Genomic DNA, 25,938 nt, shown 5'->3' with positions numbered 1-25,938 from the left:
ACTCCCTACTCACTCATTTCGCGGCCCGGATCGCGGCCCACACAGTCGACGGTGTGGCCGGCATGGCGATGTCGGGGATGCCGATGGCATCGGTGATGGCATTGATCACCGCCGGCGGCGAGCCGATGGCACCGGCCTCGCCGCAGCCCTTGATGCCGAGCGGGTTGCTCGGACACGGCGTGTTCGACGTCGAGACCTTGAACGACGGCAGGTCGCCGGCACGCGGCATGGTGTAATCCATGTAGCTTGCCGTCAGCAGCTGGCCGCTGGCGTCGTAGTGAGCCCCCTCCAGAAGCGCCTGCCCCACGCCCTGGGCGATGCCGCCATGCACCTGGCCTTCGACGATCATCGGATTGATGATGTTGCCGAAATCGTCCGCCGCCACGAACTGGACGATCTCGGTCGCTCCGGTGTCCGGATCGATCTCGACTTCGCAGATGTAGCAGCCCGCCGGGAAGGTGAAGTTCGCCGGGTCGTAGAACGCCGTTTCCTTCAATCCCGGTTCCATGCCGGCCGGCAGATTGTGCGCGGTATAGGCAGCCAAAGCGACCTGGAACCACGGCAGGCTCTTGTCGGTACCGGCCACCTTGACCTCGCCATTCTCGATGACGATGTCGCCCTCGTCGGCTTCGAGCAGATGGGCCGCGATCTTCTTGGCCTTGGCCTCCACCTTGTCGAGCGCCTTGGCAATTGCCGACATGCCGACCGCGCCCGAACGCGAACCGTAGGTGCCCATGCCCATCTGCACCTTGTCGGTGTCGCCATGGACGATCGAAACCGAGTCGATCGGCACCCCAAAGCGCTGATTGACCAGTTGCGCGAATGTCGTCTCATGGCCCTGGCCATGACTGTGCGAGCCCGTCAGCACCTCGATCGTGCCGACGGCGTTCACACGCACTTCAGCCGATTCCCACAGGCCGACACCGGCGCCAAGCGAGCCGACCGCCGCCGACGGCGCGATGCCGCAGGCCTCGATATAGCAGCTCATGCCAATGCCGCGCAGCTTGCCCTTCCCAGCCGCATCCGCCTTGCGCGCGGCAAAGCCGGCATAGTCGGCGGTCTTCATCGCCGCGTCGAGCGAGGTCGCATAGTCGCCGGTGTCGTAGTTCATGATCACCGGTGTCTGGTGCGGAAACGTCGTGATGAAGTTCTTGCGCCTGAGGTCCGCGGGAGACACGCCGAGTTCGCGTGCCGCGGCCTCCATGGTGCGTTCCAGCAGATAGGTGGCTTCCGGCCGCCCTGCCCCGCGATAGGCATCGACGGGTGCCGTGTTGGTGTAGACAGTGCGCACATTGGCGTGGATGGCCGGGATGTCATACTGGCCCGACAAGAGCGTGGCGTAGAGATAGGTCGGCACGCAGGACGAGAACAGCGACATGTAGGCGCCGAGATTGGCGATCGTATCGACCTTCAGCCCGGTGATCCTGTTGTTCTTGTCGAAAGCCATCTCCACCATCGAGACGTGGTCGCGGCCATGGGCGTCAGTGAGGAAGCTCTCCGTGCGATCGGCGACCCATTTGACCGGCACGCCGGTCTTCTTCGAGGCCCACAGGCAGACGATCTCTTCCGGGTAGATATAGATCTTGGAGCCGAAGCCGCCGCCGACATCCGGCGCGATCACGCGCAGCTTGTTTTCGGGTGCGACATTGTAGAAGGCACTCATCACCAGCCGCGCGACATGGGGATTCTGCGATGTCGTCCAGCAGGTGTAATGATCCTCGGCCTTGTCGTAATGGCCAAGTGCGGCGCGTGGCTCCATGGCGTTGGGCACCAGCCGGTTGTTGACGATCTTCATGCGGGTGACGTGCGCTGCCGCCTTGATGGCGGCATCGGTCGCCTTGCCGTCGCCGATCTCCCAGTCGAAGATCAGGTTGTTCTCGGCTTCGGCATGAACCTGGGGCGCGCCCTTTTCGAGTGCCTTTGTGGCATCGACGACCGCCTTAAGTTCCTTGTAGGTGATTTCGACCGCCTCGGCGGCATCGCGTGCCTGGCCCTTGGTCTCGGCCACGACGATGACGACGGCATCGCCGACATAACGGACCTTGTCGACGGCCAGCGGCGACCATGCGCCCATCTTCATCGGCGAGCCGTCCTTGGAATGGATCATCCAGCCGCAGATGAGGTTGCCTATACCGTCGGCCTTGAGTTCCTTGCCGGTCAGGACGCCGATGACGCCCGGCATGCCTTGAGCCGTTTTCACGTCGATCTTCTTGATCTGCGCATGTGCGTGCGGGCTGCGCACGAAGGCCGCATGCTTCATGCCGGGAACCACCATGTCGTCGACATAGCGGCCGGCGCCGGTGATGAACCTTTTGTCTTCCTTGCGCGCGACCCGAGCGCCAACGCCTTCGATGCCCATGGAAATTCCTCCCGAATTTAGGGGATAGGCAGTAGCGGTTAGGCAGTAGTGGGAGAACTCGCGGTCATATCGATGCTTGCCCTACTCACTATTGCCTGCTGCCTGCTGCCTAAGCTGCCTGTTTCGCCTTGCCCTTGGCCCCCTTCGACATCGTCTTCGATGCGGCGAGGATCGCCTTCACGATGTTGTGGTAGCCGGTGCAGCGGCAGATGTTGCCTTCGAGTTCCGCCCGCACCGTCGCCTCGTCGAGGCCTTCGGGATGGCGGTTGATCATGTCGGTTGCAGCCATGATCATGCCTGGCGTGCAAAAGCCGCATTGCAGACCGTGATATTCCTTGAAGGCCGCTTGGACGGGATGCAGGTCGGCGCTGTTGGCGAGACCTTCGATCGTAACCACTGTCGACCCGGACGCCTGGACCGCCAGCATCGTGCAGGACTTGACCGCCTTGCCGTCGACATGGACGACGCAGGCCCCGCACTGCGAGGTGTCGCAACCGACATGGGTGCCGGTCAGGCCGAGATTCTCCCGCAGGAAATGGACGAGCAGCGTTCGATCCTCGACGGCACCGTCAACCCGCTTGCCGTTCACCATCAACGAAACGTCCGACATAGCCCCTCCCTGGGTGTCAACCTTGGTCATCACGCTGCCGACGAGCCGTTGGCACTTCGGCCATGCGTTATTCGTACACCGCACAATGCACAAAAAACAGCACGACGGAAAAGGCGGATCATTGTACTTTCGGTCATGGCCAGGGCACCGAAGCGCATTCCTGTGGCCCCATTGCCAAAACGCCTCGTGGCGGCAACAATGCCTTCGACGCCGCGCACAAGAAGCACTCGAAAAGCAGCGCACAAGAAGGCGTCGGAGGAAATGCGGGAGAACGCCGCTGACAGGTTCACGGACGCGCTATGCATGCGGCTTGTCGGCGCTGACCACGGACGAGCCCGACCCGGATGATTTCGCACGCGCGGTAGCCGCCGAGGCCGCCGCCATCGATGCCGGCTTCGCCCTCGTGTTCTTTTCCCAGAGCCTTGTCGAGGCCGGGGCCCTGTCGCGGGCACTCTCGGTCCACGCGCCGGGGCTCCACCACGCCGGTTGTTCGACCGCCGGCGAGATTACGCCGCAGGGGCTCGAGGAAGGCCATATGCTGGCGATGCTGCTGCCCTCGGCATCCTTCACGGCGGTCAGCACCATGGTCGACAATTTGTCGACTTCGGGCATGGACAGGATCACCGAAGAGGTCGAGGCCCTGAGGCGCACGCTGCGCGCCCGGCTCGGCGGCGAGCAGACCAGGAACACCTTCGCGCTCTGCTTCATCGACGGGCTGTCCTATGCCGAGGAAGCGGTGAGTTCGGCCATCCACTGGGGTCTTGACGACATACCGCTGCTCGGCGGCTCGGCCGGCGACGATTTGAAATTCGAGACGACGCGTCTGATCTCGAACGGCAGGGTCGCTTCGGACAGCGCCATCATCGTGCTGGTCGCCACGGAAATTCCGTTCCACGTCTTCAAGACCGACAACTTCGTTCCCACCGACGAAAAGCTGGTGGTGACCGCGTCCGACCCGGATCACCGCATCGTGCGGGAGTTCAACGCCACCAATGCGGCCGAGGAATATGCCGCTTCGGTCGGCATCCTGCCGCAGACCCTGACACCGCTGAGCTTCGCCTCGCATCCGGTGGTGGTGAAGGTGGGCGGCGAATATTACTGCCGCTCGATCCAGAGGATGCACGCGGATGGCTCGCTGTCGTTCTTCTGCGCCATCGACGACGGTGTGGTGCTGTCGATCGCCCAGCCCAAGGACATGGTCGAATCGACACGAGCGGCATTGCGCGAGGTCGAGCAAAGGCTGGGCGGCATCGATATGATCCTTGGCTTCGACTGCGTGCTGCGCCGGCTGGACGCACGCAACCGGCAGGTCTTTCGCGATATTTCGGAGCTCTACCGGGTCAACAATGTCGTCGGCTTCGGCACCTATGGCGAACAGTACCGGTCGATGCACCTGAACCAGACTTTCACCGGCATCGCTTTCGGCGACCGGCAAGCGGCTGAATAGGGCGGCGCAACAAAATGCCGCTCAGGGACATCAACGATCTCGACAGGCTGAAGAGGATCAACGCCGCCCTGGTCAGCCGCGTCGAGCGCTCGATGGACCAGCAAGGCAACGCCTTTTCGCTGTTCCAGACCGCGATCTCGCTGGAAAACCGGGTGCGTACGCGCACCGAGGAACTGCATTCGACCTTGCGCAGGCTGGAGCAGTCGAACATCGACCTCAGCGCCGCCAAGGAAAACGCCGAACTGGCGAACCTGTCCAAGACGAGATTTCTCGCCGCCGCCAGCCACGACGTGCTGCAGCCGCTGAACGCCGCCCACCTCTCCGTCTCGGCGCTTGCCGAGGTGCAGACCAGCGAGGAGGGAAAAAAGCTCGTGCGGCAGGTCGAGCGCTCGCTGGAAACCATGGAAGACCTGCTGCGCACCTTGCTCGACATTTCCAAGCTCGACGCGGGCGTGGTCCAGCCCGACATTGGCGACGTCAGCCTGGAAGCGTTGTTCTCGTCGCTGCGTTCGGATTTCGAGCCTGTGGCGCAGTTGAAGGGGCTGTCGCTGAAATTCCGACCGGTCAATGCGGTTGCTCGCTCGGACAGGACGCTGCTGCGCCGTATCCTGCAGAACATTCTCTCCAACGCGCTGGGTTATACACGCTCGGGCGGCGTCCTTGTCGGCACACGCCATCGCGGCGACACCATCCGCATCGATGTCGCCGACACCGGCTGCGGCATTCCGGAGGATCAGCGCGAAGCGGTGTTCGAGGAATTCCATCGCGGCACCTCGCCGGCCAGTGCCGAACTCGACGGCGGCGGTCTTGGCCTCGGGCTGGCCATCGTGCGCCGCATGGCAGGCGCGCTCGGCCACCCCGTGACGTTTTCATCCAGGGTCGGCCGCGGCACCATCTTCCACATCGATGTCCCCGTCGGCATCGGCGCCCCCGCCGACGCCATCGCCAGTGCCGCCAGCCTGGAGCGGCCGCGCGGCTACGGCCTGTTCGGCACCAAGGTGCTGCTGGTCGAAAACGATGCCGAGGTGCTGGAAGCCATGACCTTCCTGCTTGAGCGCTGGCAGTGCCTGGTACGCGCCGCGACCTCGACCGACGATGCGCTTGACCTGCTTGGCGATACCGACTGGGTGCCTGATATCGTCATCGCCGACCAGCATCTCGACGGCGGCGATCTCGGCACCGCGACAATATCGGAGGTCCGCGACTATCTCAGCCGCGCCGTGCCGGCGTTGATCGTCACCGCCGACAGTTCGGAAGCTGTCGCCAAGGCCGCCCGCGCCGGCGGCATCGAGTTGATGCGCAAGCCAGTGAAGCCCGCGCAACTGCGCGCGCTGCTGGCGCATTTGCTGGCTTAGGGGACAGTTAATGGCTCAAAATCCGGCCTGATCCCGAAACAGCTCCGCATTGTCCAGTTTCGACACCTCGATCACCGCTTGCGTGCGGCTATAGACGTTTAGCTTGCGCAATATCTCCGACACATGCGCCTTCACCGTCGTCTCGCCGACCTGCAGCTCGTAGGCGATCTGCTTGTTGAGCAGGCCCTGGCGCAGCATCTGCAGCACGCGCAATTGCTGCGGCGTCAGCTTGGAAAGCCGCTGCACCATGTCGGCGCGGTCGGTGCTGTCGGGATCCGGCGGCTGGCCTTCGTAATTCTCCGGTACATAGACGGCGCCGTCCATCACCGAGCGGATGGCGGCGGCGAGATCGCTCTTGCGCGCCGATTTCGGGATGAAGCCGGCGGCACCATAGGACAAGGCCTCTGAAATGATCCTCGGCTCCTCATGACCCGATACGATCACCACAGGCAGGCGCGGATAGCGGGTCCTGAGCTGCAGGAGCCCCTCGAAGCCGTGCACGTCGGGCATGCTGAGGTCGAGAAGCGCAAGGTCGAAAGGCTTGGCGTCGGCCAACAGATCCAGCGCCTCGGCAATCGACCGTGCCTCGACAGTATCGACCTCGGGATAAGCCATCTGCACGGCACTGTGCAGCGCCTCGCGAAACAGCGGATGGTCGTCGATGATGAGGAACCGGGCACGATCGGTAGGGGCTGTCATAGGGCTCGTTCCGGTTTACCGGGCACACCATAGTCTCCTGACTGTGGCCGGATTATTGGCAAATAGTCTATCGCCTGTTGACGGGATTCATCGCTGCAAAAAATGATGGGAAGCCTGAATTCTTTGTCCAGCCGCGGCAAAGCCCGTGCTTTATGAAAAGCGACGCCTTGCCCGACCCCCGAAATCGGCCGAATGTGCCGCCATCAAACGCAGAGATCGCCATGACCGCCTTTGTCCTTGCCGTGCCGCCAACGCCTTCCGTCGCCATTGCCGGCTCCAGCGAACGCTTTGCCGTGCGGCGTATTTTCTGCGTTGGCCGCAACTACGCGGCGCATGCGCGCGAATTCGGCAATGACGAGCGTGATCCGCCCTTCTTCTTCACCAAACCGGCCGACGCGGTGGTCGATTCCGGCACTGAAATCCCCTACCCGCCGCTGACGCAAAACCTCCACTTCGAGATCGAACTGGTGGCGGCGATCGGTACATCGGGTTTTCGCATATCCCGCGACAAGGCACTGGATCATGTCTGGGGTTATGCCGTCGGCATCGACCTCACCCGCCGCGACCTGCAGGATGTCGCCAAGAAGGCGGCCCGGCCCTGGGACTGGTCGAAGGCCTTCGACCGTTCCGCGCCTTGCGGCCCACTGGTCCCGGCACAAAAAGCCGGGCACCCGGCGAAGGGGCGTATCTGGCTCGCCGTCGACGGCGCGGTGAAACAGGATGCCGACCTTGCCGAACTGATCTGGCCGATATCGGACATCGTTTCGATCTGCAGCGAAGGCGTGGAATTGCAGGCGGGCGACCTTATCTTCACCGGTACGCCCGCCGGGGTCGGCGCGGTCAAGCCGGGCGAGACGATATCAGGCGGGGTCGAGGGCATCGGCACGATCGACGTGACCATCGGCCAGCCGCGGTCATGAGTGAAAAGTCATGAGCAATATCGTCCTGCACAATTACTATCGCTCTTCCACCTCCTATCGGGTGCGGATCGCGCTGGAGATGAAGGGGCTGAGCTATGACTATGTGCCGCATCACCTGCGCCATGGCGAGCATCTGGAAGCGGCCTATCTCGCGGTCAACCCTCAAGGGTTGGTCCCCGCGCTGATCTGCAACGACGGCACGCTGCTGACGCAGTCGCTGGCGATCATCGAATTCCTCGACGAGACCACGCCGGAACCACCGCTGCTGCCAAAAGACCCGCTTGGCCGGGCGCGGGTCAGGATGCTGGCGCAGATGATCGCCTGCGACATCCATCCGGTGAACAATCTGCGCGTGCTGACTTCGCTGCGCACCCTGTTCGGCGCCGGCGACCAGGATGTCGCCAACTGGTTCCGGCATTGGGTCAATGAAGGTTTTGGCCCACTCGAGACATTGCTGACGGCTTCGCCCGAAACCGGCACATTCTGTCATGGCGACACGCCGGGGCTGGCAGACATCTGCCTTGTCGCCCAGGTCACCAGCAACGCCCGTTTTGGCGTCGATATGACGCCCTACCCGACGATTTCGCGCATCAACGCCGCCTGCATGGCGCTACCCGCCTTCCAGAAAGCCGCGCCCCAGAACCAGATCGACGCCGAGTAAATTCACCGGCCGACGCGCAGCGTCAGCGCCCAGAACAGCAGCGCTAGCAAGCCGATGCCAACGCCGAGCAGCGAGACACCGCTCCAGCCGGCCACGCCATAGGCCATGGTCGAGACGATCGAGCCCAGCGCGCTGCCGAGCGAATAGAAGATCATGTAGCCACCGACCAGCCGGCTGCGGGCATCCGGTCGACGCGCGAAGATCAGGCTCTGGTTGGTGACGTGTGTGGCCTGGATCGCCAGATCCAGCATGACGATGCCGGCGACCAGTAGCCACAGCGACATGCCCATGAAGGCGATCGGCAACCAAGCCGCTGTCATCAGCAGCAGGCTGAGCCCGGTGACCAGTTGCCCGCGTCCCCGATCCACCAGACCGCCGGTCCATCGCGCCCCCAGCGCGCCGGCGACGCCGGCGAGCCCGAAAAGTCCGATTGCGGTGTGCGACAGCGAGAACGGTGGCGCGCTGAGTGGCAGCACCAGCGGCGCCCACAGCACGTTGAAGCTGGCGAAGATCAGCAGGGCGAGAACCGCGCGCACACGCAGCAGTGGCTCCTTCACGAACAAGAGCACCACCGAGGCCAGCAGGCGCGGATAGGATGTGCTTGGCCTCTCCGCCTCATGGCGCGGCAGGATGAGGTAGAGAAGCACCGCCATGAATAGGGTGAGCGCGGCCGAGACGACATAGACCCAGCGCCAGCCGGCGAAATTGGCGACGACGCCGGCGACGAAGCGGGCAAGCAGGATCCCTGTTATGACGCCGCTGGTGACGGTGCCGACCGCCCGCCCCCGTTGCGATGGCGCGGCGAGATCGGCCGCGTAGGCCACCAGCACCTGCACCACCACAGCAAGCAGTCCGACAACGGCGAGACTCGCCAGCAGCATCGCCGCGTTCGGCGCGACCCCGACGGCTATCAGCGCCACCGCCGAAAGCACCGCCTGCCCCGCAATCAGCTTGCGGCGATCGAACAGGTCGCCAAGCGGCACGATGAACAACAGGCCGAGCGCATAGCCGATCTGGGTGACCATCACCACGATGCCGATCGAGGCCGGCGCAATGGCGAAATCATGGGCCATGGCGTCGAGCAGCGGATGGGCGAAATAGACATTAGCGACGCTCAGGCCGCAGGCAACGGCGAAAATCAGCGTGGTCATCCCGGACAATCCCGGCGATGACGCCGGCGTCACCTGCTCGCGCTCCTCGGTTCGCTCCGCCTTCGTCGCGGCGCCGTTCATCACCTCTATATTCATGTCGCTCTCCGCACAAGGTTTCAAATTGAAACCGCTTGCTGGATAGACAGAACAGTTTTATGTTGCAACCAAAATGACCGATCTGGACCAACCATTGCCATGGTGAAACGAACGAGCCACCAGAGTGCGGACTGCCTGATCGCACGACCGCTCGACGCGATTGGCGACTGGTGGTCGCTGCTCATCGTGCGCGACGCGTTCGACGGGTTGCGGCGCTTCGGTGAGTTCCAGAAAAGTCTCGGCGTTGCCAAGAACATCCTGTCGGCGCGCCTGCGCAATCTGGTTACGCACGGCATCCTCGAAACCGTCCCAGCGCCCAACGGCGGCGCGCATCATGAATATGTGCTGACGCAAAAAGGACGCGGCCTGTTCTACGTGCTGGTCGCCTTGCGCCAATGGGGCGAGACCTATTTCTCCGGCCCCGGCGAGCCCTACACATTCATGGTGGATACCGAGAGCGGCAGGCCGATAAAGCGCCTTGAAGTGCATGCCGAAGACGGTCGTCTGCTAGCCCCCGGCGACACCAGGCTTGCCGATTTCCGCAACCAGGAAAACAGGTAAACGTCGTTCCTTGGTTCGGCGGAGCGGCCATCCTGGTGGAATCGATTTCCGCTTGACCGGACAAGGAATCGGCTATCTTTCCGGTGACAAATGCCGTTTCAAGGGTGGAGTGACCGATGAAAGCCGTCGTCTTCGAAAAATTCGGCGAAGCGCCGACGATCCAGACTGTTCCCGATCCCAAGCCGGCTGCCGACGGCGTCGTCATCAAGGTCGAGGCGACCGGGCTGTGCCGCAGCGATTGGCATGGCTGGATGGGCCATGATGACGGCATCACCCTACCGCACGTGCCGGGACATGAACTGGCCGGCGTGGTTGTGGCGGCCGGCAAACAGGTCACCCGCTGGAAGGCGGGCGAGCGCGTCACCGTGCCGTTCGCCGTCGGTTGCGGCCGCTGCTTTGAATGCACCTCCGGCAACCACCAGGTCTGCGAGCATCAGACGCAACCCGGCTTCACCGGCTGGGGCTCGTTCGCCGAATATGTCGCTATCGAGCACGCCGACACCAATCTGGTGCGCCTTCCCGACGAAATGGAATTCGCCACCGCCGCCAGCCTCGGCTGCCGCTTCGTCACCTCGTTCCGCGCCATCGTCGACCAGGGCCGGGTGACGCCGGGCGAGTGGGTGGCGGTGCATGGCTGCGGCGGCGTCGGCCTGTCGGCGATCATGATTGCCAGCTCGATGGGCGCCAATGTCATCGCCATCGACCTCACCGACGAGAAACTGGACTTCGCCAAAAAGATCGGCGCCGTGGCGACCATCAACGCGTCCACGACGCCGAACGTCGTCAAGGCCGTCAAGCAGATCACCAATGGCGGCGCCCACATGTCGATGGACGCGCTCGGTCACCCCACGACGTCCTTCAACTCGATAGCCAACCTGCGCCGGCGTGGACGTCACGTGCAGGTCGGCCTGATGCTGGGCGAGCACGCCCGCCCCCAGGTGCCGATGGACAAGGTGATCGCCTTCGAGCTCGAAATCCTCGGCAGCCACGGCATGCAGGCCTATCGCTACCCCGCGATGATGGAGATGATCCGCCACGGCAAGCTGAAGCCCGAACTGCTGGTCGGCAAGAAGATCAGCCTCGACGAGGCGCCCGCGGCCTTGATGGCGATGGGCGGTTTCGAGGGCATCGGCATTGGCGTGGTGACGAAGTTCTAGCGAGGGTCGGCATCATCACTATGCAGCCGCACGCCGCGGCAAATCCTGCTTGGCGAATTTCTTCGCGCCGAACACACATGTCACCACGCCAAGCGTGACGACGATCATCATCGGACTGACCTGTTCACGCAGCAGTGTCGCCGCTAATGCGAGCCCGAAAAACGGCTGCAGCAGCTGCAACTGCCCCACTGCTGCAATGCCGCCTTGCGCCAGGCCGCGATACCAGAAGACGAAGCCGATCAGCATGCTGAACAGCGAGACATAGCCAAGACCGATCCAGGCATTGGAGCCAACGCTGGCGAAGGACGACGGCAGGGTAGCAACCGTCAGCACCAGCATGACCGGCAGGGACAGCACCAGCGCCCAGCAGATCACTTGCCAGCCGCCCAACCTGCGCGACAGCGCGGCGCCTTCCGCGTAGCCAAGGCCGCAGACGATGATGGCCGCAAGCATCAGCCCATCGCCGACCGGCGAAGCCGTCACGCCTTGCGCAAGCGCGAAGCCCGCCACCAGCGCACTGCCGAGGCATGAGAACAGCCAGAAGGCCGGCCTTGGCCGTTCACCGCCACGCAACACGCCGAAGATCGCGGTCGCCAGCGGCAGCAAGCCGACGAAGATGATGGAATGGGCCGACGTGACATGCTTCAGCGCGAGCGCCGTCAGCAAGGGGAAGCCGACGACCACGCCAAGCGCAACGATGATGAGCGACAGCAAGTCATGACGCCCGGGGCGCTTCTCGCGGAACACAAGCAGAAGGGCGAGACCAAGCAGGCCGGCTATGACCGCGCGGGCCGATGTCAGGAATATCGGATCGAGATCCATCACCGCCACGCGCGTCGCTGGCAACGAGCCGCTGAAGATCAGCACGCCGATAAATCCGTTCACCCAGCCGCTCGCCGTCTTGTCCATTGCAGGCTCCATTGCTTTCGCCCTCTATGGTGCGAACAACCGTGGCGCGGCCAGAGACAATGGGGTACAATTCGACGAAACTGTAATGACGAATTGAGCAGTACGGATGACAGACCTTGCTTTGGAACCCGACGGCGCACGCACCCTTGTGGAGAGTGTGATGGCGACCATCCGTCAGCGGATCGCCGCGCGCAGCCTGACACCGGGAACCCGGTTACCGTCTATCCGTGCCTTCGCGAAGTCCATGCAGGTATCCAAATCCACCGTCGTCGAAGCCTATGAGCGGCTCGCCGCCGAAGGCGCGATCCGCTCCCGGCCGGGTTCCGGTTTTTATGCCGCCGGCTCGCTGGCGCCGCTGTCTTTGGCCGAGATCGGCCCCCGGCTCGATCGTGCCGTCGATCCGCTCTGGGTTTCGCGCCAGTCGCTGGAGGCTGGCGAGGAAGTCCTGAAACCCGGCTGCGGCTGGCTACCGGCTTCATGGATGCCACAGGCCGGGCTCCGCAGGGCATTGCGCACGGTCGCGCGTGCCGACGATGTCGCGCTTGCCGACTACGGCACGCCGCTCGGGCTGCCGCCGCTGCGGCAATTGCTGGCGCGGCGCCTGGCCGGGCATGGCATCGAAGCTTCGCCCGAACAGATCATGCTGACGGAATCGGGCACCCAGGCCATCGACCTGCTCTGCCGGTTCCTGATCGAGCCCGGCGACACCGTGCTGGTCGACGATCCCTGCTATTTCAATTTCCACGCTTTGCTGCGTGCCCATCGCGCCAAGGTCGTCAGCGTCCCCTACACGCAATCGGGGCCTGATATCGAGCTGTTCGCCCAGGCGCTCGCCGAACACCGGCCGCGCCTCTACATCACCAACTCCGCCATTCACAATCCGACGGGGGCGATCCTGTCTCCGGTGACGGCCCATCGTCTGCTCAAACTGGCCGACCAGTCGGGCCTGACCATCGTCGAGGACGACATCTTCGCCGATTTCGAACATGCCCCTGCCCCCAGGCTGGCGGCGTTCGACGGCCTTAGCCGCGTTGTCCAGATCGGCAGTTTCTCCAAGACGCTTTCGGCGTCGGTCCGCTGCGGCTTCATCGCCGCCCCCCGCGACTGGATCGAGGGCCTGGCCGACCTCAAGATCGCCACGACTTTCGGCGGCGGACGGCTGGCGGCCGAACTTGTGCTGACGTTGCTGAAGGACGGCAGCTACCGCAAGCACATGGATTTGCTGCGCGCGCGCCTCTCGCGTGCCATGGGCGAGACCAGCGCCCGGCTGAAGGCGATCGGCATCACGCCCTGGATCGACCAACCGGCCGGGCTGTTCCTGTGGTGCGGCCTGCCGGACCGGGTAGACGCGGCCGACGTCGCCCGCCGCGCGCTCGCCGACAACATCGTTCTGGCACCCGGCAATGCGTTCAGCCTGTCGCAGTCAGCCAGCCGCTTCCTGCGCTTCAACGTTGCCCAATGCGCGGACGAGCGGATTTTCAAAGTGCTCGAAACGGCGATGGCGCGCTGATCGGTCAGCGACCCGCACAGACTTCCCGCACGCAGTCCCGCAGCCAGCGTTGCGCCGGGTCGGCATCGAGACGCGGATGCCAGAGCATGGAGATAGTGACGTCCACGGTAGCGACCGGCAGCGCAAAACTATGCATGCCGGCGCGCGCTCCTGCCGTATGCCGCTCGGGCACGCTGGCAATCAGATCCGAGGCCCGGGCCATGGCAAGTGCCGCCGAAAAACCTGAGACCATGCACACGACCCTCCGCTGCAAGCCAATCATGCCCAGGGCCTCGTCGATCGGTCCCTTCTCGCGGCCGCGTCGCGAGACGCTGATGTGCCGGCCAGCCGCATAGCGCTCGGGCGTCACCTTGCCCTCGGCCAGGGGATGGCCGGCTCGCACGGCACCGATAAAGCGGTCGCGAAACAGGGCCTGGATGCGAACCTCGGGTCCGGTCTCGCCGGCAACGCCGATTTCCAGGTCGATCGCCGCTTCGCGCAGCGACATCGCATCCTTGTCGGACTTCGGTGCGAAACGCAGCCGCACCCCTGGCGCATCGGCCTCGGTGCGGGCGACGAGGCGAGGCCCGAACTCCTCGACGAAGCTTTCGTTGGTGCGCAATGTGAAGATCCGGTCCAGGCTCCGGGGATCAAGCAACTCGGTCGGGCGCAGGAGCACCTCCGCGTCTTGGACGACACGGCCGACCTGTCGCCGCAATTCCTCCGCACGCGGCGTCGCCACCAGGCCGCGCCCGGCGCGCACCAGCAGAGGATCGCCCGTTGCCTCGCGCAGCCGCGCCAGCGTCCGGCTCATCGCCGAGGGGCTGAGCCGCAGCCGGCGCGCCGCGCGCGCCACGCTGCCTTCGGCCAGCAGGACGTCGAGGGCAAAGAGGAGATTGAGATCGGGCGATGTCATGGATCGATCATAGCATATGATATGGCGTCCGATGCACGAATACGATGCAAATGCTGTGCCTTCCGCCGCATCGTACACAAGACTAGATCTCCGACAGCTCCGGTTCCGGAGCAGACAGAAAGGAGATCGCCTTGGCAGTCGTTGAGCAAAATCGGGAACTGATATCGGTGCCGCGACAGGCCCAGTCCGCTGGCCTGGCGCTGGTGAGCCTGTCGCTCGCCACGCTGCTATCGTCACTGGGAACCAGCATTGCCAGCGTCGGCCTGCCTTCGCTGATGCAAGCCTTCGATGCATCGTTCCAGGCCGTGCAATGGGTGGTTCTCGCCTATCTGCTCGCCATCACGACGCTGATCGTCGGCGCCGGACGGCTGGCCGACATGTTCGGGCGTCGGCCTTTGCTGCTTTGTGGCATCGCGCTGTTCACGCTGGCATCGGTGCTCTGCGGCCTGGCACCAACACTCTGGCTGCTGATCGCGGCGCGCGCCATGCAGGGACTTGGCGCCGCGCTGATGATGGCGCTGACACTGGCCTTCGTCGCGGAAACCGTAAGCAAGGAGCGAACCGGCAGCGCCATGGGCCTGCTCGGCGCCATGTCCGCGATCGGCACGACCCTCGGGCCTTCGCTTGGCGGCTTGTTGATCGCCAGCCTCGGCTGGCAGGCAATCTTTCTTGTCAATGGGCCGCTGGGCCTTCTGACCTTCGCTCTCTCCTGGCGTGCCTTGCCGGCGCGCGGCGGAACAATGGAGACCGGTCGAGGCACGTTTGACGTCACGGGCACCGCCCTGCTGGCCCTTACCTTGGGCGCCTATGCCCTGGCATTGACTCTTGGCCGAGGCAATTTCGGTGTGCTCAATCTGGGCCTGCTGGTCGCGGCCGGTATCGGCGTCATCGTGTTCGCCATCGCTCAGGCGAAAGCGAAGGCGCCCCTCGTCCAACTCGACCGCTTCCGCGACCCGCGGCTGAGCGCCGGCCTCGCCATGAGCCTGATCGTCGCCACGGTGATGATGGCAACCCTAGTGGTTGCTCCGTTCTACCTGTCGCGCGGGCTGGGATTGGATGCCGCGATGGTTGGAATGGCGCTTTCGACCGGGCCGCTTGTCTCGACCCTGTCGGCGCTGCTGGCCGGCCGGCTGACCGATCGCTTCGGTGCCCATCGGATGATGGTCGCCGGCCTGCTCTGCCTCGCCACGGGAACGTGCCTCCTGTCGCTCGCCCTGACCAAGCTCGGCATCGCCAGCTACGTCGCTCCAATCACCGTCACCTGCTTCGGCTATGCCCTGTTCCAGACCGCCAACAATGCAGCCGTCATGGGCGGTGTAAGCGCAAACGAACGTGGCGTCGTTTCCGGTCTGCTCAACCTGTCGCGCAATCTTGGTCTCATCACTGGCGCATCGCTAATGGGTGCCATATTCGCGATCGCATCGAGTAATGCACAGCAAGGGATCGGGCAGCAGCTCTTGAGTTCCGCGGCGGCGGCCCAAGGCATGCAGATCACCTTCCGGGCAGCCACGGCCCTGGCCCTGGCCGCGCTGGTCCTTGCGATGCTCTCCGCCCGCGCCGACCGCCGAGCGGAACCCAACCGGCGTTGAACCGCAATCGTTTGACTGCTCGCCTTCGCCGCCCCTCCTTCACGACCTTCATCCTGCCCATGTGGGTGATGGCCATAGGCATCGTCTTTGCCGGAACTGTTACGGCCAATGAAATGACGCGAGGGGCCTGGCGGACCGCCGTTCAGGCCCCTGCCCGTTTGCGGCGTTCGTAAAGCATGACGAGCGTTTCAGCCATCAGCGCCGGCTTTTCCTCGCCTTCGATCTCGACCGTGTTGGCTGCCTTCATAAGATACTGGCCTGGGCCACGGTCTTCCATGGAAAGCAGCGTCGTGCGCAGGCGGATGCGTGCGCCGACCTTGACCGGCGCCAGGAAACGCACCTTGTCGAAACCATAGTTGAAGGCGGCCTGCGTATTCTCGGGCACGATGCCCATTTCGAGGGCCAGCGCGCCGATGATCGACAACGTCAGATAGCCATGCGCGATCGTGGTGCGGAACGGGCTTTGCCGACGCGCCCGTTCAGGATCCACGTGGATCCATTGATGGTCGCCGGTGCATTCGGCGAACTGGTTGATGCGGTTCTGATCGACCGTGGTCCATTCCGAGACGCCGAGTTCCTGTCCGGACATCGTTCTCAGCTGTTCGTAGGTTGGCGGCGTTTTAGGCCGTACTTCCGTCATTCCTGCTTTCCCGATCGCTTCCAGAGCTTCCGGACCACGAACTGGCGGCCTCTGTCAATTCGTTCCGCGCAAATCCGTTCCGCCGGATTCGAACACACTCGTGCCATGCCTTGCCACGCAATGGCAGGCCCGAATCGGACTTTTCGACCGTCCAGCTTGCCGGGAGCTTATGCCGTGGCGCTAATGCAACTATGTGCGATATTGCGGAATCGCCAACCGGCGTGCCGGATAGTGGGCGAAACGACAGCCGATGGGATTCACTTCTGCCCGTAGCCGGCGCGGACCTCCTCCATCGCCTCCTTGATGCGCGCGCGCAGGATGTCGATCGATTCGGTGCCAGATTTCCTGGCCAGTTCAGCCACTTCACCAGCGTTCTTGAGCGCGGCCTCGAAGGATTTTCTGGCAAACTCCGTCTGCTTGGCCATCAGTTCCTGCGGATTGCCCGGTGCGCGGTAGCTCTGCGCCATGTCGGCGACCTCCCGCAACGTGTCCTGCAGCATTTCGCGCTGCCTTGACATCAGCGAGGTTGCCCCGGCCGCACTGGTCCGTGCCGCCTTCTCCAGTGCCTCGAGGTTCTTGCGATGATGGGCAAGGATCGCCTCGACATCGACGTTGGGCACCTTCAGGTCACGGCCGAATCTGCCGAACATCTCCATGAAGGAATCGGATTCTGCTTGTCTGGCCATGACTGTCTTCTCCCCTTTGCCGCGGTTGCGGACGCCCTCGACGGGAGAATAGCACTCGAACGCCGTGTGTCCATTTCGAACGCACGCCTGGCGATCGATACGGATCAATTGACCGGGAGCAGCAACTCGATCGTATAGAGCACGATGCCAGCCAGCCCGCCGATGATCATGCCGTTGAAGCGGATATATTGCAGGTCCCTGCCGATGTTCATCTCGATCAGGCGTGTCAGTTGCGCCAGGTCCCAGCGCTTGACCTGGTCGGCGATGAATTTCGACACGCCGCTCTTCTGGCTTTCCACGAATGAGGCCAGCGCCACCACGAATCCTTGGTTCATGTCGGCCCGGATCTGGGCATCGCCGGCAAGATGGCGGCCGACTTCGACGAACATGTTGGCGAGATGCTCCCGGACCAGCGAATTCGGCGCCTTGGCATCCTGCTCGATGAACAGGCTGAGGCTCTCCCACATGTCGCCGGCCAGCGCCCTGACTTCGGGTCTGGCGAGAAAATCGCGCTTCATTTTCTCCGCTCGCTTGGCATATTGCTTGGACGTGCGCAGCCGCTCGACGAAACTTTGCGCGAAACGGTCGAATTCGGCGCGCATCGGGTGGTCGGGATCGGCACGCACTTCGTCCAGCAGGGAGCCCGCCGAGGCGACGATCTTCTTCAGGAGGTAGGCATCGGCGCGAAACAGGTTGAACAGCGACGGCAGTTCCTCGCGGATCTTGTCGCGCATCGTCGCCAGCGCCTGTTCGTCGTTGAGGAACCGGCCGATGACCTTGATGAACTCGTCGAACAATTTCTGGTGGCGGCGATCGTCGGTGAGCGCCGACAAGAGTTCGGCGGCCAGCGGCGCCAGCGGCACCTTTTCGATCTGCTCCAGCATGCGGCTGGTGACGAAACCGCGCAGGCCCGATTGTTCGACGGCCGCAAGCGTGCGCGGCACCAGCCGCACGACGAAGCGCGACAGGCCGGCTGCGCGTTCGGCATCGGCGAGCCAATCGGCGACGAGCGCCGAAAAATCGACCTCGGCGAGTTTTTCACACACAGGTTCCGGCGCCAGGAAATTAACCTCGATGAAACGGCCAAGATTGTCGGCTATCCGATCCTTGTTTTCCGGGATGATGGCGGTGTGCGGGATGGGTAGCCCGAGCGGCCGTTTGAACAGCGCCACCACCGCGTACCAGTCGGCAAGGCCGCCGATGGTTGCCGCCTCGGCGAAGGCGGCGACGAAGCCGAGCCACGGGTAGCTGGCCTGGAAGGACTTGGCCAAGACAAAGACCAGCACGCAGAGTGCCAGCGCCGCCGTGGCGACGAACTTTGTCCGCCGCAGCGCCGAAAGCTTGGCGCCCGCGTCGGTGTCGAAACGGACGGGCGCCAGCGACTGGGCCGATTGAGACATATGAGCCGCTCCTCGTCGATCCCAGGCTATTTAGTGCGTCGGTCGTCAAAATGCCCGCGACAGCCGATTTTCTCAGCGTTTCGCCTGGCCACGCACATAAAGTTGACGAGAATATTCAGCTATGATGCGAAGCCAGTCTGGAATTATTCCAAGGTATAGGCCATATTCGACCGAGGCCAGCGCGGCGACTCCGAAAATCCGGGTGAAGCCGCGCCGGCAAAGTTCCAGACTCTGGCATGGTTGCACCGCGCCAGCGCTTTGTGAGGATGAAATGCGGCTTACCCGCCAGACCAACTATGCCATGCGCATCCTGATGTATTGTGCCGCCAACAATGAACGGTTGAGCCGCATCCCGGAAATCGCGACCGCCTATTCGGTGTCGGAACTGTTCCTGTTCAAGATCCTGCAGCCTTTGGTCGAGAACGGCCTGGTCGAGACTGTCCGCGGCCGGAACGGAGGGGTACGGCTGGGCCGCGCCGCCGAAGCGATAAGCCTGTTCGATGTTGTGCGCGTGACCGAGGAAAGCTTTGCCATGGCGGAGTGCTTCGAGAATGACGCGGCAGAATGCCCGCTGGTCGACAGCTGCGCATTGAACTCGGCGCTGCGCGAAGCGCTCAACGCCTTCTTCGCCGTGCTTGCCCGCTACACGATCGCCGATCTGGTGGCGGCGCGGCCGAATGTGCGCAACCTGCTCGGTATCGACATGCTGATGGAGCGCCGCGCCCCGGCAGCTTGATCCTGCGCGGGCCGGGCCGAAGACCGCAGATCTAGGCTGCGGATTGCGGCAGCACGAATGGCATGTTGCCGGCCGGCAGCACGCCGACCTTGAGCCGGCAGTCGAACACATTCTCGATCAGATCGTCACTCAGCACGTCGCGCGGCGATCCGGTCGCGGCCAGCCGGCCGCGATGCATCACGAAGATGCGGTCGGCGAACATCGCCGTCAGATTGAGGTCGTGCAGGATCGCGACCACGCCGCCGCCTCTTCTGGCGAAGTCGCGGGCGATGTTCATGATGATCAGCTGATGCTTGATGTCGAGGCTGGAAACCGGTTCGTCGAGGAAGAGATAGCGCGGGCCGCCGTCAAGCACCGGCGCCCAGACCTGGCACAGCACGCGGGCAAGCTGGACACGCTGCTGCTCACCACCGGAAAGCTCCTGGTAGAAACGACCGGCAAAACCGTCGAGATCGACCCGCGCCAGCGCCCGCTCCGGCAGGCGTTCGTCCTCGCCGGGCAGCACGCCCGAGCGTCCACCGACGAGGCCAAGCCTGACGATCTCGCGCACGGTGAAGGGAAAGGACAGGGTCGTTGCCTGAGGCAGCACCGCTCGCACTGTCGCCGCCTCGACCGGCTTCATCTTCGACAGCTCGCGACCGTTGATAAGGATCCGTCCGGTATGGACGAGATCCCCCGACATCGCCTTGAGAAAGGTCGTCTTGCCCGATCCGTTGGGGCCGACGATGGCCGAGATTTCACCTGGCCTGACTTCGAAATCGACGTTGGCGACAATGCGCTTCTTGCCGATCGCCACAGAAACGTCGCGGGCTTCGATCATGAAACACTCCTACAGGGTCTCAAATCTCACAAATCGATCACGCCACGCTTGCGCAGCAGGATCCACAGGAAGAACGGTGCGCCAGCGACGGCGGTGACGATGCCGATCGGCAACTCTGCCGGCGCCACGATGGTGCGGGCCACGGCATCGGCGAGCAGCAACAGCGAGGCGCCGAGCAGCGCCGAGGCCGGCAGCAGGTAACGATTGTCCGGGCCAATCAGCAGGCGCAGCAGGTGCGGCACGACGATGCCGACGAAACCGATGCCGCCGCTGACGGCGACGGACGCCCCGACCGCCGCCGAGACACCAATGATGGCTGTGTATTTCAGCCGCTGCACCGGAATGCCGAGATGGCCGGCGGCGGCCTCGCCGAGCGCCAGCGCGTTGAGACCCCGGGCAAGGAACGGCATCGCCGCGAGTGCCAAGACGATGATGGGCCCGACGGAAGCGATCTTGGCCCATGTCGCACCACCGAGCGATCCCAGTGACCAGAAGGTCAGATCGCGCAACTGGCGATCGTCGGCCATGAAGATGAGGATTCCGGTCAGCGCCATGGCAAGTGCAGCCAGGGCGATACCCGCGAGCAGCATGGTGGCAACAGAGGTTTGCCCGCGTCGCGTGGCGACCTGATAAAGCACCAATGTGGTGGCGAGGGCGCCGAAGAATGCCGCAAGCGGCAGCGCGAGCGTTCCGAGCAATGCGGTCACCGGTGCCAGCATGGTCCCGCCCAGCACGATGATGGCCACCGCGCCGAGGCTGGAGCCGGCTGAAACGCCGATCAGTCCGGGATCGGCGAGCGGATTGCGGAACAGTCCCTGCATGACGGCGCCACAGACAGCGAGAGCCGCACCCACCAGCATGCCGAGGATAACGCGCGGCAGGCGGATGTCATGGACGATCAGGCTGTCACGGGCGTTGAGTGCCGCATCGCCGGGGATGGTGCCAAAGAGCCAATCCCTGATGACGTTCACGGCGGATGCATCCGACGCCCCGGATGTGAGCGAAAGCAAGACGGCGCCCGCCAGGCCCAGGCACAGCATAAGAATGACGGCACGGGCGCGGCCGGAACGATCCCCTTCGGATGCACCCATCGCCTTCACCGGACCGGCGATCGACTGGTCGGCCATGATGCTCAGTCCGTGACCTGTGCGCCATAGAGCGACACGGCGAGATCGTGGATCGCGTCGGCCGTGCGCGGTCCGAAGCCCAGTAGATAGGCGCCGTCGATGCGGAGCAGCTTGCGCGCCGTTCCGGCCGGCGTCGAGGCGATGGATGGATTGCCGAACAATTCGTCGTCCGAGACCGGCGGCCCGGCATTGGTCATCATCAAGATCACGTCCGGCCTGGCGGTGATGATCGCTTCGTCGGACATTTGCTTGTAGCCGGAAAAGCCTTCCACCGCATTGACCCCGCCCGCCAGCTTGACCATGCCATCGGCCGCGGTTTCGCTGCCGGCCGCCAGGATCTTGCCACTCTGTATCGAGAGAACGAACAGGACGCGCTTGCGCTCCTTGATCGAGGCTGTCTGCTTTTCGGCGGCCGTGAGTTTGGCATCGAGCGCCTTGGCCAGCACCTCGGCCTTGGCCTCGACCCCGAGCGCCTTGCCGACAATGCGGACCTTCTGGAGGATGCCTTCGCGGCTGTACAGTTCGGGCACTTCGATGAATGGAATGCTCGTCTTCTTTAGCACGTCGACGGCTTCCTTGGGGCCGCTGCCGTACAATGCCAGTATGCCTGTCGGATTGACCGACAAGACGCCTTCCGGCGACAGCTGGCGCATGTAACCGACATCAGGCAGGTCGAGCGCGGCTTTTGGATAATTGCTGGTGGAATCGCGAGCCACCAGACGCTTTTCCTCTCCAAGCGCATAGACGATCTCGGTGATGGACCCGCCGATGGCGGCGATCCTCGAAGGATCGACGAAGACCGAAACGCCTTCGTCGGCGCCGGCCGGCTGCATTGCGGCGAAAGCCAGGGAAAGGCCGATCGCGGAACCGATCATCGATCCGCGCAGGGCGGACAGTCTCGACACAAAACTCATTACACTGTCCTCAGGCTGCCGTCGGGCTTGGAATGCGCGGCAGGTGCTCGGCCAGGAAGCGCCAGTCGTCGCGCTCGCTTTCGCCTTCGTGGCGCTTGCCGAAGAACTGGATGATCATGTCGCCATTGGCGGCATAGACCTCGAGCGAGGTGACGTGGCCGTCCCTGGTCGGCTTGCGCACCGCCCATACCTCATGGATGTGGTCGGTTCGCAGATGCAGATGAAAGGTCTCGTCCAGCACGTTGATCCACGGCCCCATCGGCTTGATCGACTTGACCGGGCCGGAATGGATCTGGATGCAGCCGCGGTTGCCCACGAAGCACATGATCGGCATCTCGCTTTCGGCGGCGTGATGGAACATGGCGCGCACCGCGTCATTGTCGAGCAGCCAGGCGTAATCCTGGCCGACCATGCGCACCGCCTGGCGGCGGCTGAGCTTCAACGTCTTCAGCATGCCGAAGAACTGGTGCACGTCCGTCAGCCGGCTCCAGCGGTCACGCAGATCGTCCAGGCTCGCGGTCGATGTCCCGGCCTCGTTTTCCTCGTCGAGAACGGTTCCTGAAATCTCGATCGTCGGCCCCTGGTTCGGCGATTCCAGAGAGGCGACCAGCTTCTGGTAGGCATAGAGGCTGGAGGCGGGGCGCAGATGCACCTTGTGCACCGCCTCGCCGGAAGCATCGAAGAATTGCAGGCTGCGGCGGATGTCGTCGCCGTCCCGCTTTTCCAGGGCGAAGCCATGCGCCCAGATTTTCGGGAAGATGCGCAGGTCGATGTTCTCGCCAAGCACCATCGCATTGTGATTGCCGGTGACGACCTTGTCGTAAACGCCGATCTTTTCGTGCACGGCGCTTTCGTTGCGGGTCAGCGCCATCACCTCGCCAACGGCCTCTAGACCGGTCAGAAGGTCATTGACGCGCGGCTCGATGCGAATGACGCCATCACCGCAATGCGCGGCCACCAGCTCGGCCTCCGAAATGCCGAGCTGGCCGGCCAGATCACGCTCGCGCGCTTTCGGATTCTCGGTCCGTGCCCGCCGGATTTCATGCGGAGCGGGTTTTACGCGCTGGTCCATGTCTTTACCCCTGATGCCTTGCCTTACTTGTTGAGAATGAGCTTGCCCTGGCGGGTGATCTTCAGCCGGTAGAGCGCCCCATGATGTTCGATGCCGATCTCGTGCTCCCCCTGGAACAGCGTGTTGCTGGACAGCGTTCGCACCGCCAGCGGAATCCGATCGAAACGGGCGGAGGCATCGTCGGAACGGCGGACGCGATAGCGAAAATCGTTGGGATTATGCGTGTTCATCTGGGTCGATCCCTTTCCTGTGCCGGGCATCTGGCTAGGCGTTGCGAAATTGCCGATTCATTTCTTGACTCGAATAATCATGTTTACTAGTCAGTGCAATACCGGACTAAATGAGTCAACATTTAAGATGCCGGATACGATCAAAAATGCCAGCAAGCCCCAGGCCAGCCAGCATGGAACCTGGGATTTGGAGTTGGGGCATGGGGTCGATGAATTGGGAACGGCGCGGCCGGGCGACGGCGAACGGCGCGGCGGCTTTACTCGCAGGCGTGGCGGCGATCGCCTTGTCCGCGCTATCGGCGCACGCCCAGCAGGCAACGCAGCCGGCGGGCAAGCAACCGGATCAATCGAAGAAGACTGACCAGGAAAAAGCAACTCCCGCGGGCGCGACGCTGCTCGACAAGATCCTGGTGCTCAGCCGCACCGGCGAAACGGCGATCGAATCGCTGGCCTCGGCCAGCCATGTCGACCAGGAACAGCTCGACCGCCGCATGGCGACGACGCCAAACGAGATGCTTTTCGGTGTGCCCGGCGTCGCCGCACAGGCGGACGCCAGGCGCGTCAGCACCAGCATCAACATCCGAGGCCTGCAGGATTTCGGCCGCGTCGCTGTCATCGTCGATGGCGCGCGCCAGAATTTCCAGCGTTCCGACCACGGCACGCAGTCGACCTTCTACATCGATCCCGAGCTCGTCAAATCCGTCGACGTGATCCGTGGCCCGGTCGCCAACACCTATGGTTCGGGCGCCATTGGCGGTGTCGTCTTCTTCGACACCAAGGATGCACAGGATTTCCTCAAGCCTGACGAGACCTGGGCCGGTTCCGTCACCGGACGCTACGAGAGCAACGGCAAGGGCTGGACGTCAAGCGCATCCGGCGCTTATCGCCTCAGTGAGAACTGGGATGTGCTGGGCAACATCGTCTACCGCGACTACGGCAACTACAAGGACGGCGACGGCGACACCGTCAACGGCACTGGTTTCGACGTCCTGAGCGGCCTGCTCAAGACCACCATCCGGCCGACCGAGAACAGTGAGCTGAAGCTTGGCTGGGTCGGATCGAGCGACGGCTGGGACGAGACCAGCGGCGGCGTGCCTGTGAATGATATCGACCTGAAGTCGAACACGTTCACGGCCCGCTACAACATCACGGACGAAGACAAGAGCTGGCTCGATCTCCACATCAACACCTCCTACAACAAGACCCATCTCGGCCTGACCAGTCTTGTCCCGCAGAACCGCTTCGATCCGGTGACCGGTCTTCCCGTGGTGCTGCCGGCAGGGTCACAGTCGACTTTCGATGTCGGCACGACCGGCATCGATATCTGGAACACCTCACGGTTCGAGACGAGCGGCATCGCGCATGAACTGAGCTATGGCGGCGACTGGGTCGGCGACGATGTCAAGACGGGCGGCGCGGCCGGCGGCGACAGCTTCTACACGCCTTCGGGCAAGCGCAATGTGTCGGGCGCCTACGTCCAGGACAAACTCACCTGGGACTGGCTCGAAGTCATCGCCGGACTGCGCTACGACAGCTACAGCCTGAAGGACGCCACGCATGATATCTCCGGCGACAGGCTGTCGCCGCGCGTCACGGTCGGTGTCTCGCCGTTCGAGAGCGCCGGCCTTGCCGGCCTGCAATTCTACGGCACCTATGCGGAAGGCTATCGCTCGCCCTCGATCACGGAGACTCTGATCAGCGGCAACCATCCGGCAGGCGTCAGCTTCCCGTTCCTGCCCAATCCAAATCTGCGGCCTGAAACCGGCAAGACGACCGAATTCGGCGTCAACTACAAGCAGAACGACATCTTCGAGGCTGGCGACGCCTTGCGCCTGAAGGCAGCCTATTTCAACAACGATGTCGACGACTATATCGACGGCGTGACGCTGTCCCCGTTCGCCCCAGGCAGCGGCTGCCCCTTCGGCCCCGGCATCCCGATCTGCTTCCAGTATCAGAATTTCGCCAAGGCCAGGATCAACGGTGTCGAGCTGGAAGGTGTCTACGACGCGGCGTGGGGCTATGCCGGCCTCTCGGCTTCGATCACAAATGGCCACACAGTTTCCTACAAGGGCGTGGAGGCCGACCTCGCCACCATTCCCTCCTCTCAGGTCACCGCTCAGCTCGGTTTGCGTTTCCTCGAGGACAAGCTGACCGTCGGGGGCGAAGTGCAGTACAACGGCAAGCCCAAGGGCAATGCGGTGGCCACCGACTATACGCTGGTCAACGCCTTTGCCAGCTATCAAGCGACCGACGATCTGAAGGTCGATTTCCGCGCCGACAACCTGTTCGACGTCAAATACGCCAACCCGCTGAATGGCGGCACGACGGTCGCCGTCTATGAACCCGGCATCACGCTGAAACTGGCGGCAACCATGCGATTTGGAGGCTGATCCA

The 25,938-nt window shown here is 63.5% G+C and carries 25 protein-coding genes; 11 read left to right on the top strand and 14 right to left on the bottom strand.

Features of this window, described 5'->3' with window-relative positions; all coding sequences use genetic code 11:
* Positions 1-13 precede the first annotated feature (13 nt).
* Together EN850_RS18690 and EN850_RS18685 are read right to left on the bottom strand one after the other, a co-directional pair.
* Positions 14-2,359 (bottom strand): xanthine dehydrogenase family protein molybdopterin-binding subunit, encoded by a 2,346-nt coding sequence (locus EN850_RS18690; RefSeq protein ID WP_136091999.1) that lies wholly within the window; start codon positions 2,357-2,359, stop codon positions 14-16.
* A gap of 109 nt (positions 2,360-2,468) precedes the next feature.
* Positions 2,469-2,969 carry a (2Fe-2S)-binding protein gene (locus tag EN850_RS18685; RefSeq protein WP_127279187.1) on the bottom strand — a complete coding sequence of 167 codons (501 nt, stop codon included), beginning with the start codon at positions 2,967-2,969 and terminating at the stop codon, positions 2,469-2,471.
* A 62-nt stretch (positions 2,970-3,031) separates the two neighbouring features.
* On the opposite strand from EN850_RS18685, the gene EN850_RS18680 reads away from it, so the two are divergent.
* The 3 genes from EN850_RS18680 to EN850_RS18670 are packed head-to-tail and all read left to right on the top strand — an operon-like array spanning position 3,032 to position 5,771.
* A complete protein-coding gene (locus tag EN850_RS18680; protein WP_136091998.1) occupies positions 3,032-3,250 on the top strand; it encodes a hypothetical protein in 219 nt (72 codons plus the stop codon).
* Positions 3,251-3,279: 29 nt separating this feature from the next.
* A complete protein-coding gene (locus EN850_RS18675; RefSeq protein WP_135866799.1) occupies positions 3,280-4,416 on the top strand; it encodes an FIST signal transduction protein in 1,137 nt (378 codons plus the stop codon).
* Between the two features lie 14 nt (positions 4,417-4,430).
* A complete protein-coding gene (locus EN850_RS18670) occupies positions 4,431-5,771 on the top strand; it encodes a hybrid sensor histidine kinase/response regulator (protein WP_127872681.1) in 1,341 nt (446 codons plus the stop codon).
* Positions 5,772-5,786: 15 nt separating this feature from the next.
* Here the strand turns inward: EN850_RS18670 and EN850_RS18665 are convergent, their stop codons facing one another.
* Positions 5,787-6,470 (bottom strand): response regulator transcription factor, encoded by a 684-nt coding sequence (locus tag EN850_RS18665; protein ID WP_127872682.1) that lies wholly within the window; start codon positions 6,468-6,470, stop codon positions 5,787-5,789.
* Between the two features lie 221 nt (positions 6,471-6,691).
* Between EN850_RS18665 and EN850_RS18660 the strand changes: the two genes are divergently transcribed.
* Positions 6,692-7,390, top strand: a complete 699-nt coding sequence (locus tag EN850_RS18660) for a fumarylacetoacetate hydrolase family protein (protein WP_127280440.1) — start codon at positions 6,692-6,694, stop codon at positions 7,388-7,390.
* Positions 7,391-7,400: 10 nt separating this feature from the next.
* Positions 7,401-8,051, top strand: coding sequence for a maleylacetoacetate isomerase (maiA, locus tag EN850_RS18655; RefSeq protein ID WP_127872683.1), 651 nt, complete (start codon positions 7,401-7,403; stop codon positions 8,049-8,051).
* A gap of 2 nt (positions 8,052-8,053) precedes the next feature.
* Here the strand turns inward: maiA and EN850_RS18650 are convergent, their stop codons facing one another.
* A complete protein-coding gene (locus EN850_RS18650; protein ID WP_136091997.1) occupies positions 8,054-9,298 on the bottom strand; it encodes an MFS transporter in 1,245 nt (414 codons plus the stop codon).
* 99 nt (positions 9,299-9,397) lie between these two features.
* Between EN850_RS18650 and EN850_RS18645 the strand changes: the two genes are divergently transcribed.
* Positions 9,398-9,859: a helix-turn-helix domain-containing protein gene (locus tag EN850_RS18645; protein ID WP_135866789.1), complete on the top strand. Its 462-nt coding sequence runs from the start codon at positions 9,398-9,400 to the stop codon at positions 9,857-9,859.
* Positions 9,860-9,975: 116 nt separating this feature from the next.
* Entirely contained in the window at positions 9,976-11,016 is a 1,041-nt protein-coding gene (locus EN850_RS18640; protein ID WP_136091996.1) for a zinc-dependent alcohol dehydrogenase family protein, read from the top strand.
* A gap of 18 nt (positions 11,017-11,034) precedes the next feature.
* Here EN850_RS18640 and EN850_RS18635 read toward each other — a convergent pair whose 3' ends face one another.
* A complete protein-coding gene (locus EN850_RS18635; protein WP_127280262.1) occupies positions 11,035-11,925 on the bottom strand; it encodes a DMT family transporter in 891 nt (296 codons plus the stop codon).
* 106 nt (positions 11,926-12,031) lie between these two features.
* Between EN850_RS18635 and EN850_RS18630 the strand changes: the two genes are divergently transcribed.
* Positions 12,032-13,435 (top strand): PLP-dependent aminotransferase family protein, encoded by a 1,404-nt coding sequence (locus tag EN850_RS18630; RefSeq protein ID WP_136091995.1) that lies wholly within the window; start codon positions 12,032-12,034, stop codon positions 13,433-13,435.
* Positions 13,436-13,439: 4 nt separating this feature from the next.
* Here EN850_RS18630 and EN850_RS18625 read toward each other — a convergent pair whose 3' ends face one another.
* On the bottom strand, positions 13,440-14,330 hold the full coding sequence (locus EN850_RS18625) for a LysR family transcriptional regulator (protein ID WP_136091994.1): 891 nt from the start codon (positions 14,328-14,330) through the stop codon (positions 13,440-13,442).
* A gap of 131 nt (positions 14,331-14,461) precedes the next feature.
* Between EN850_RS18625 and EN850_RS18620 the strand changes: the two genes are divergently transcribed.
* Positions 14,462-15,919: an MFS transporter gene (locus EN850_RS18620; protein WP_136091993.1), complete on the top strand. Its 1,458-nt coding sequence runs from the start codon at positions 14,462-14,464 to the stop codon at positions 15,917-15,919.
* 142 nt (positions 15,920-16,061) lie between these two features.
* Here EN850_RS18620 and EN850_RS18615 read toward each other — a convergent pair whose 3' ends face one another.
* The 3 genes from EN850_RS18615 to EN850_RS18605 all read right to left on the bottom strand — a co-directional run bounded on the left by EN850_RS18615 (position 16,062) and on the right by EN850_RS18605 (position 18,645).
* Positions 16,062-16,559 (bottom strand): MaoC family dehydratase, encoded by a 498-nt coding sequence (locus tag EN850_RS18615; protein WP_136091992.1) that lies wholly within the window; start codon positions 16,557-16,559, stop codon positions 16,062-16,064.
* A gap of 257 nt (positions 16,560-16,816) precedes the next feature.
* Positions 16,817-17,245, bottom strand: a complete 429-nt coding sequence (locus tag EN850_RS18610; RefSeq protein ID WP_127280147.1) for a phasin family protein — start codon at positions 17,243-17,245, stop codon at positions 16,817-16,819.
* A 104-nt stretch (positions 17,246-17,349) separates the two neighbouring features.
* A complete protein-coding gene (locus EN850_RS18605) occupies positions 17,350-18,645 on the bottom strand; it encodes a DUF445 domain-containing protein (RefSeq protein ID WP_136091991.1) in 1,296 nt (431 codons plus the stop codon).
* Positions 18,646-18,916: 271 nt separating this feature from the next.
* Between EN850_RS18605 and rirA the strand changes: the two genes are divergently transcribed.
* Complete coding sequence (gene rirA, locus EN850_RS18600; RefSeq protein ID WP_127278767.1) at positions 18,917-19,381, top strand: iron-responsive transcriptional regulator RirA; 465 nt, start codon at positions 18,917-18,919, stop codon at positions 19,379-19,381.
* Between the two features lie 31 nt (positions 19,382-19,412).
* Here rirA and EN850_RS18595 read toward each other — a convergent pair whose 3' ends face one another.
* From EN850_RS18595 to hemP, 5 genes are read right to left on the bottom strand one after another with little or no spacing between them, the layout of a single operon-like run.
* A complete protein-coding gene (locus tag EN850_RS18595) occupies positions 19,413-20,201 on the bottom strand; it encodes a heme ABC transporter ATP-binding protein (RefSeq protein ID WP_135866777.1) in 789 nt (262 codons plus the stop codon).
* A gap of 26 nt (positions 20,202-20,227) precedes the next feature.
* Positions 20,228-21,328: an iron ABC transporter permease gene (locus tag EN850_RS18590; protein WP_135866775.1), complete on the bottom strand. Its 1,101-nt coding sequence runs from the start codon at positions 21,326-21,328 to the stop codon at positions 20,228-20,230.
* Between the two features lie 5 nt (positions 21,329-21,333).
* Positions 21,334-22,242, bottom strand: coding sequence for a hemin ABC transporter substrate-binding protein (locus tag EN850_RS18585; RefSeq protein ID WP_136091990.1), 909 nt, complete (start codon positions 22,240-22,242; stop codon positions 21,334-21,336).
* Positions 22,243-22,252: 10 nt separating this feature from the next.
* Positions 22,253-23,314, bottom strand: a complete 1,062-nt coding sequence (locus EN850_RS18580) for a hemin-degrading factor (protein WP_136091989.1) — start codon at positions 23,312-23,314, stop codon at positions 22,253-22,255.
* Positions 23,315-23,337: 23 nt separating this feature from the next.
* On the bottom strand, positions 23,338-23,544 hold the full coding sequence (gene hemP / locus EN850_RS18575) for a hemin uptake protein HemP (protein WP_027051401.1): 207 nt from the start codon (positions 23,542-23,544) through the stop codon (positions 23,338-23,340).
* 200 nt (positions 23,545-23,744) lie between these two features.
* Here hemP and EN850_RS18570 point away from each other — a divergent pair, with 200 nt between their 5' ends.
* Positions 23,745-25,934, top strand: coding sequence for a TonB-dependent hemoglobin/transferrin/lactoferrin family receptor (locus tag EN850_RS18570; RefSeq protein WP_136091988.1), 2,190 nt, complete (start codon positions 23,745-23,747; stop codon positions 25,932-25,934).
* Positions 25,935-25,938: the final 4 nt, after the last annotated feature.

The sequence above is a fragment of the Mesorhizobium sp. M8A.F.Ca.ET.207.01.1.1 genome (assembly GCF_004794715.1).
GTDB lineage: Bacteria > Pseudomonadota > Alphaproteobacteria > Rhizobiales > Rhizobiaceae > Mesorhizobium.
The sequence above is the reverse complement of the archived record's forward strand: the minus strand, read 5'-3'. Positions and strand labels throughout refer to the sequence as shown.

Excerpts from the sequence above, each read along its gene's own strand:
- EN850_RS18570 (WP_136091988.1), top strand. The coding sequence starts at position 23,745 with ATGGGGTCGATGAATTGGGAACGGCGCGGCCGGGCGACGGCGAACGGC.
- EN850_RS18640 (WP_136091996.1), top strand. The coding sequence starts at position 9,976 with ATGAAAGCCGTCGTCTTCGAAAAATTCGGCGAAGCGCCGACGATCCAG.
- rirA (WP_127278767.1), top strand. The coding sequence starts at position 18,917 with ATGCGGCTTACCCGCCAGACCAACTATGCCATGCGCATCCTGATGTAT.
- EN850_RS18645 (WP_135866789.1), top strand. The coding sequence starts at position 9,398 with ATGGTGAAACGAACGAGCCACCAGAGTGCGGACTGCCTGATCGCACGA.
- EN850_RS18585 (WP_136091990.1), bottom strand. The coding sequence starts at position 22,242 with ATGAGTTTTGTGTCGAGACTGTCCGCCCTGCGCGGATCGATGATCGGT.
- EN850_RS18625 (WP_136091994.1), bottom strand. The coding sequence starts at position 14,330 with ATGACATCGCCCGATCTCAATCTCCTCTTTGCCCTCGACGTCCTGCTG.
- EN850_RS18630 (WP_136091995.1), top strand. The coding sequence starts at position 12,032 with ATGACAGACCTTGCTTTGGAACCCGACGGCGCACGCACCCTTGTGGAG.
- maiA (WP_127872683.1), top strand. The coding sequence starts at position 7,401 with ATGAGCAATATCGTCCTGCACAATTACTATCGCTCTTCCACCTCCTAT.
- EN850_RS18635 (WP_127280262.1), bottom strand. The coding sequence starts at position 11,925 with ATGGACAAGACGGCGAGCGGCTGGGTGAACGGATTTATCGGCGTGCTG.
- EN850_RS18690 (WP_136091999.1), bottom strand. The coding sequence starts at position 2,359 with ATGGGCATCGAAGGCGTTGGCGCTCGGGTCGCGCGCAAGGAAGACAAA.
- EN850_RS18590 (WP_135866775.1), bottom strand. The coding sequence starts at position 21,328 with ATGGCCGACCAGTCGATCGCCGGTCCGGTGAAGGCGATGGGTGCATCC.
- EN850_RS18685 (WP_127279187.1), bottom strand. The coding sequence starts at position 2,969 with ATGTCGGACGTTTCGTTGATGGTGAACGGCAAGCGGGTTGACGGTGCC.
- EN850_RS18580 (WP_136091989.1), bottom strand. The coding sequence starts at position 23,314 with ATGGACCAGCGCGTAAAACCCGCTCCGCATGAAATCCGGCGGGCACGG.
- hemP (WP_027051401.1), bottom strand. The coding sequence starts at position 23,544 with ATGAACACGCATAATCCCAACGATTTTCGCTATCGCGTCCGCCGTTCC.
- EN850_RS18680 (WP_136091998.1), top strand. The coding sequence starts at position 3,032 with ATGCGTTATTCGTACACCGCACAATGCACAAAAAACAGCACGACGGAA.
- EN850_RS18660 (WP_127280440.1), top strand. The coding sequence starts at position 6,692 with ATGACCGCCTTTGTCCTTGCCGTGCCGCCAACGCCTTCCGTCGCCATT.
- EN850_RS18650 (WP_136091997.1), bottom strand. The coding sequence starts at position 9,298 with ATGAATATAGAGGTGATGAACGGCGCCGCGACGAAGGCGGAGCGAACC.
- EN850_RS18665 (WP_127872682.1), bottom strand. The coding sequence starts at position 6,470 with ATGACAGCCCCTACCGATCGTGCCCGGTTCCTCATCATCGACGACCAT.
- EN850_RS18615 (WP_136091992.1), bottom strand. The coding sequence starts at position 16,559 with ATGACGGAAGTACGGCCTAAAACGCCGCCAACCTACGAACAGCTGAGA.
- EN850_RS18605 (WP_136091991.1), bottom strand. The coding sequence starts at position 18,645 with ATGTCTCAATCGGCCCAGTCGCTGGCGCCCGTCCGTTTCGACACCGAC.
- EN850_RS18670 (WP_127872681.1), top strand. The coding sequence starts at position 4,431 with ATGCCGCTCAGGGACATCAACGATCTCGACAGGCTGAAGAGGATCAAC.
- EN850_RS18595 (WP_135866777.1), bottom strand. The coding sequence starts at position 20,201 with ATGATCGAAGCCCGCGACGTTTCTGTGGCGATCGGCAAGAAGCGCATT.
- EN850_RS18610 (WP_127280147.1), bottom strand. The coding sequence starts at position 17,245 with ATGGCCAGACAAGCAGAATCCGATTCCTTCATGGAGATGTTCGGCAGA.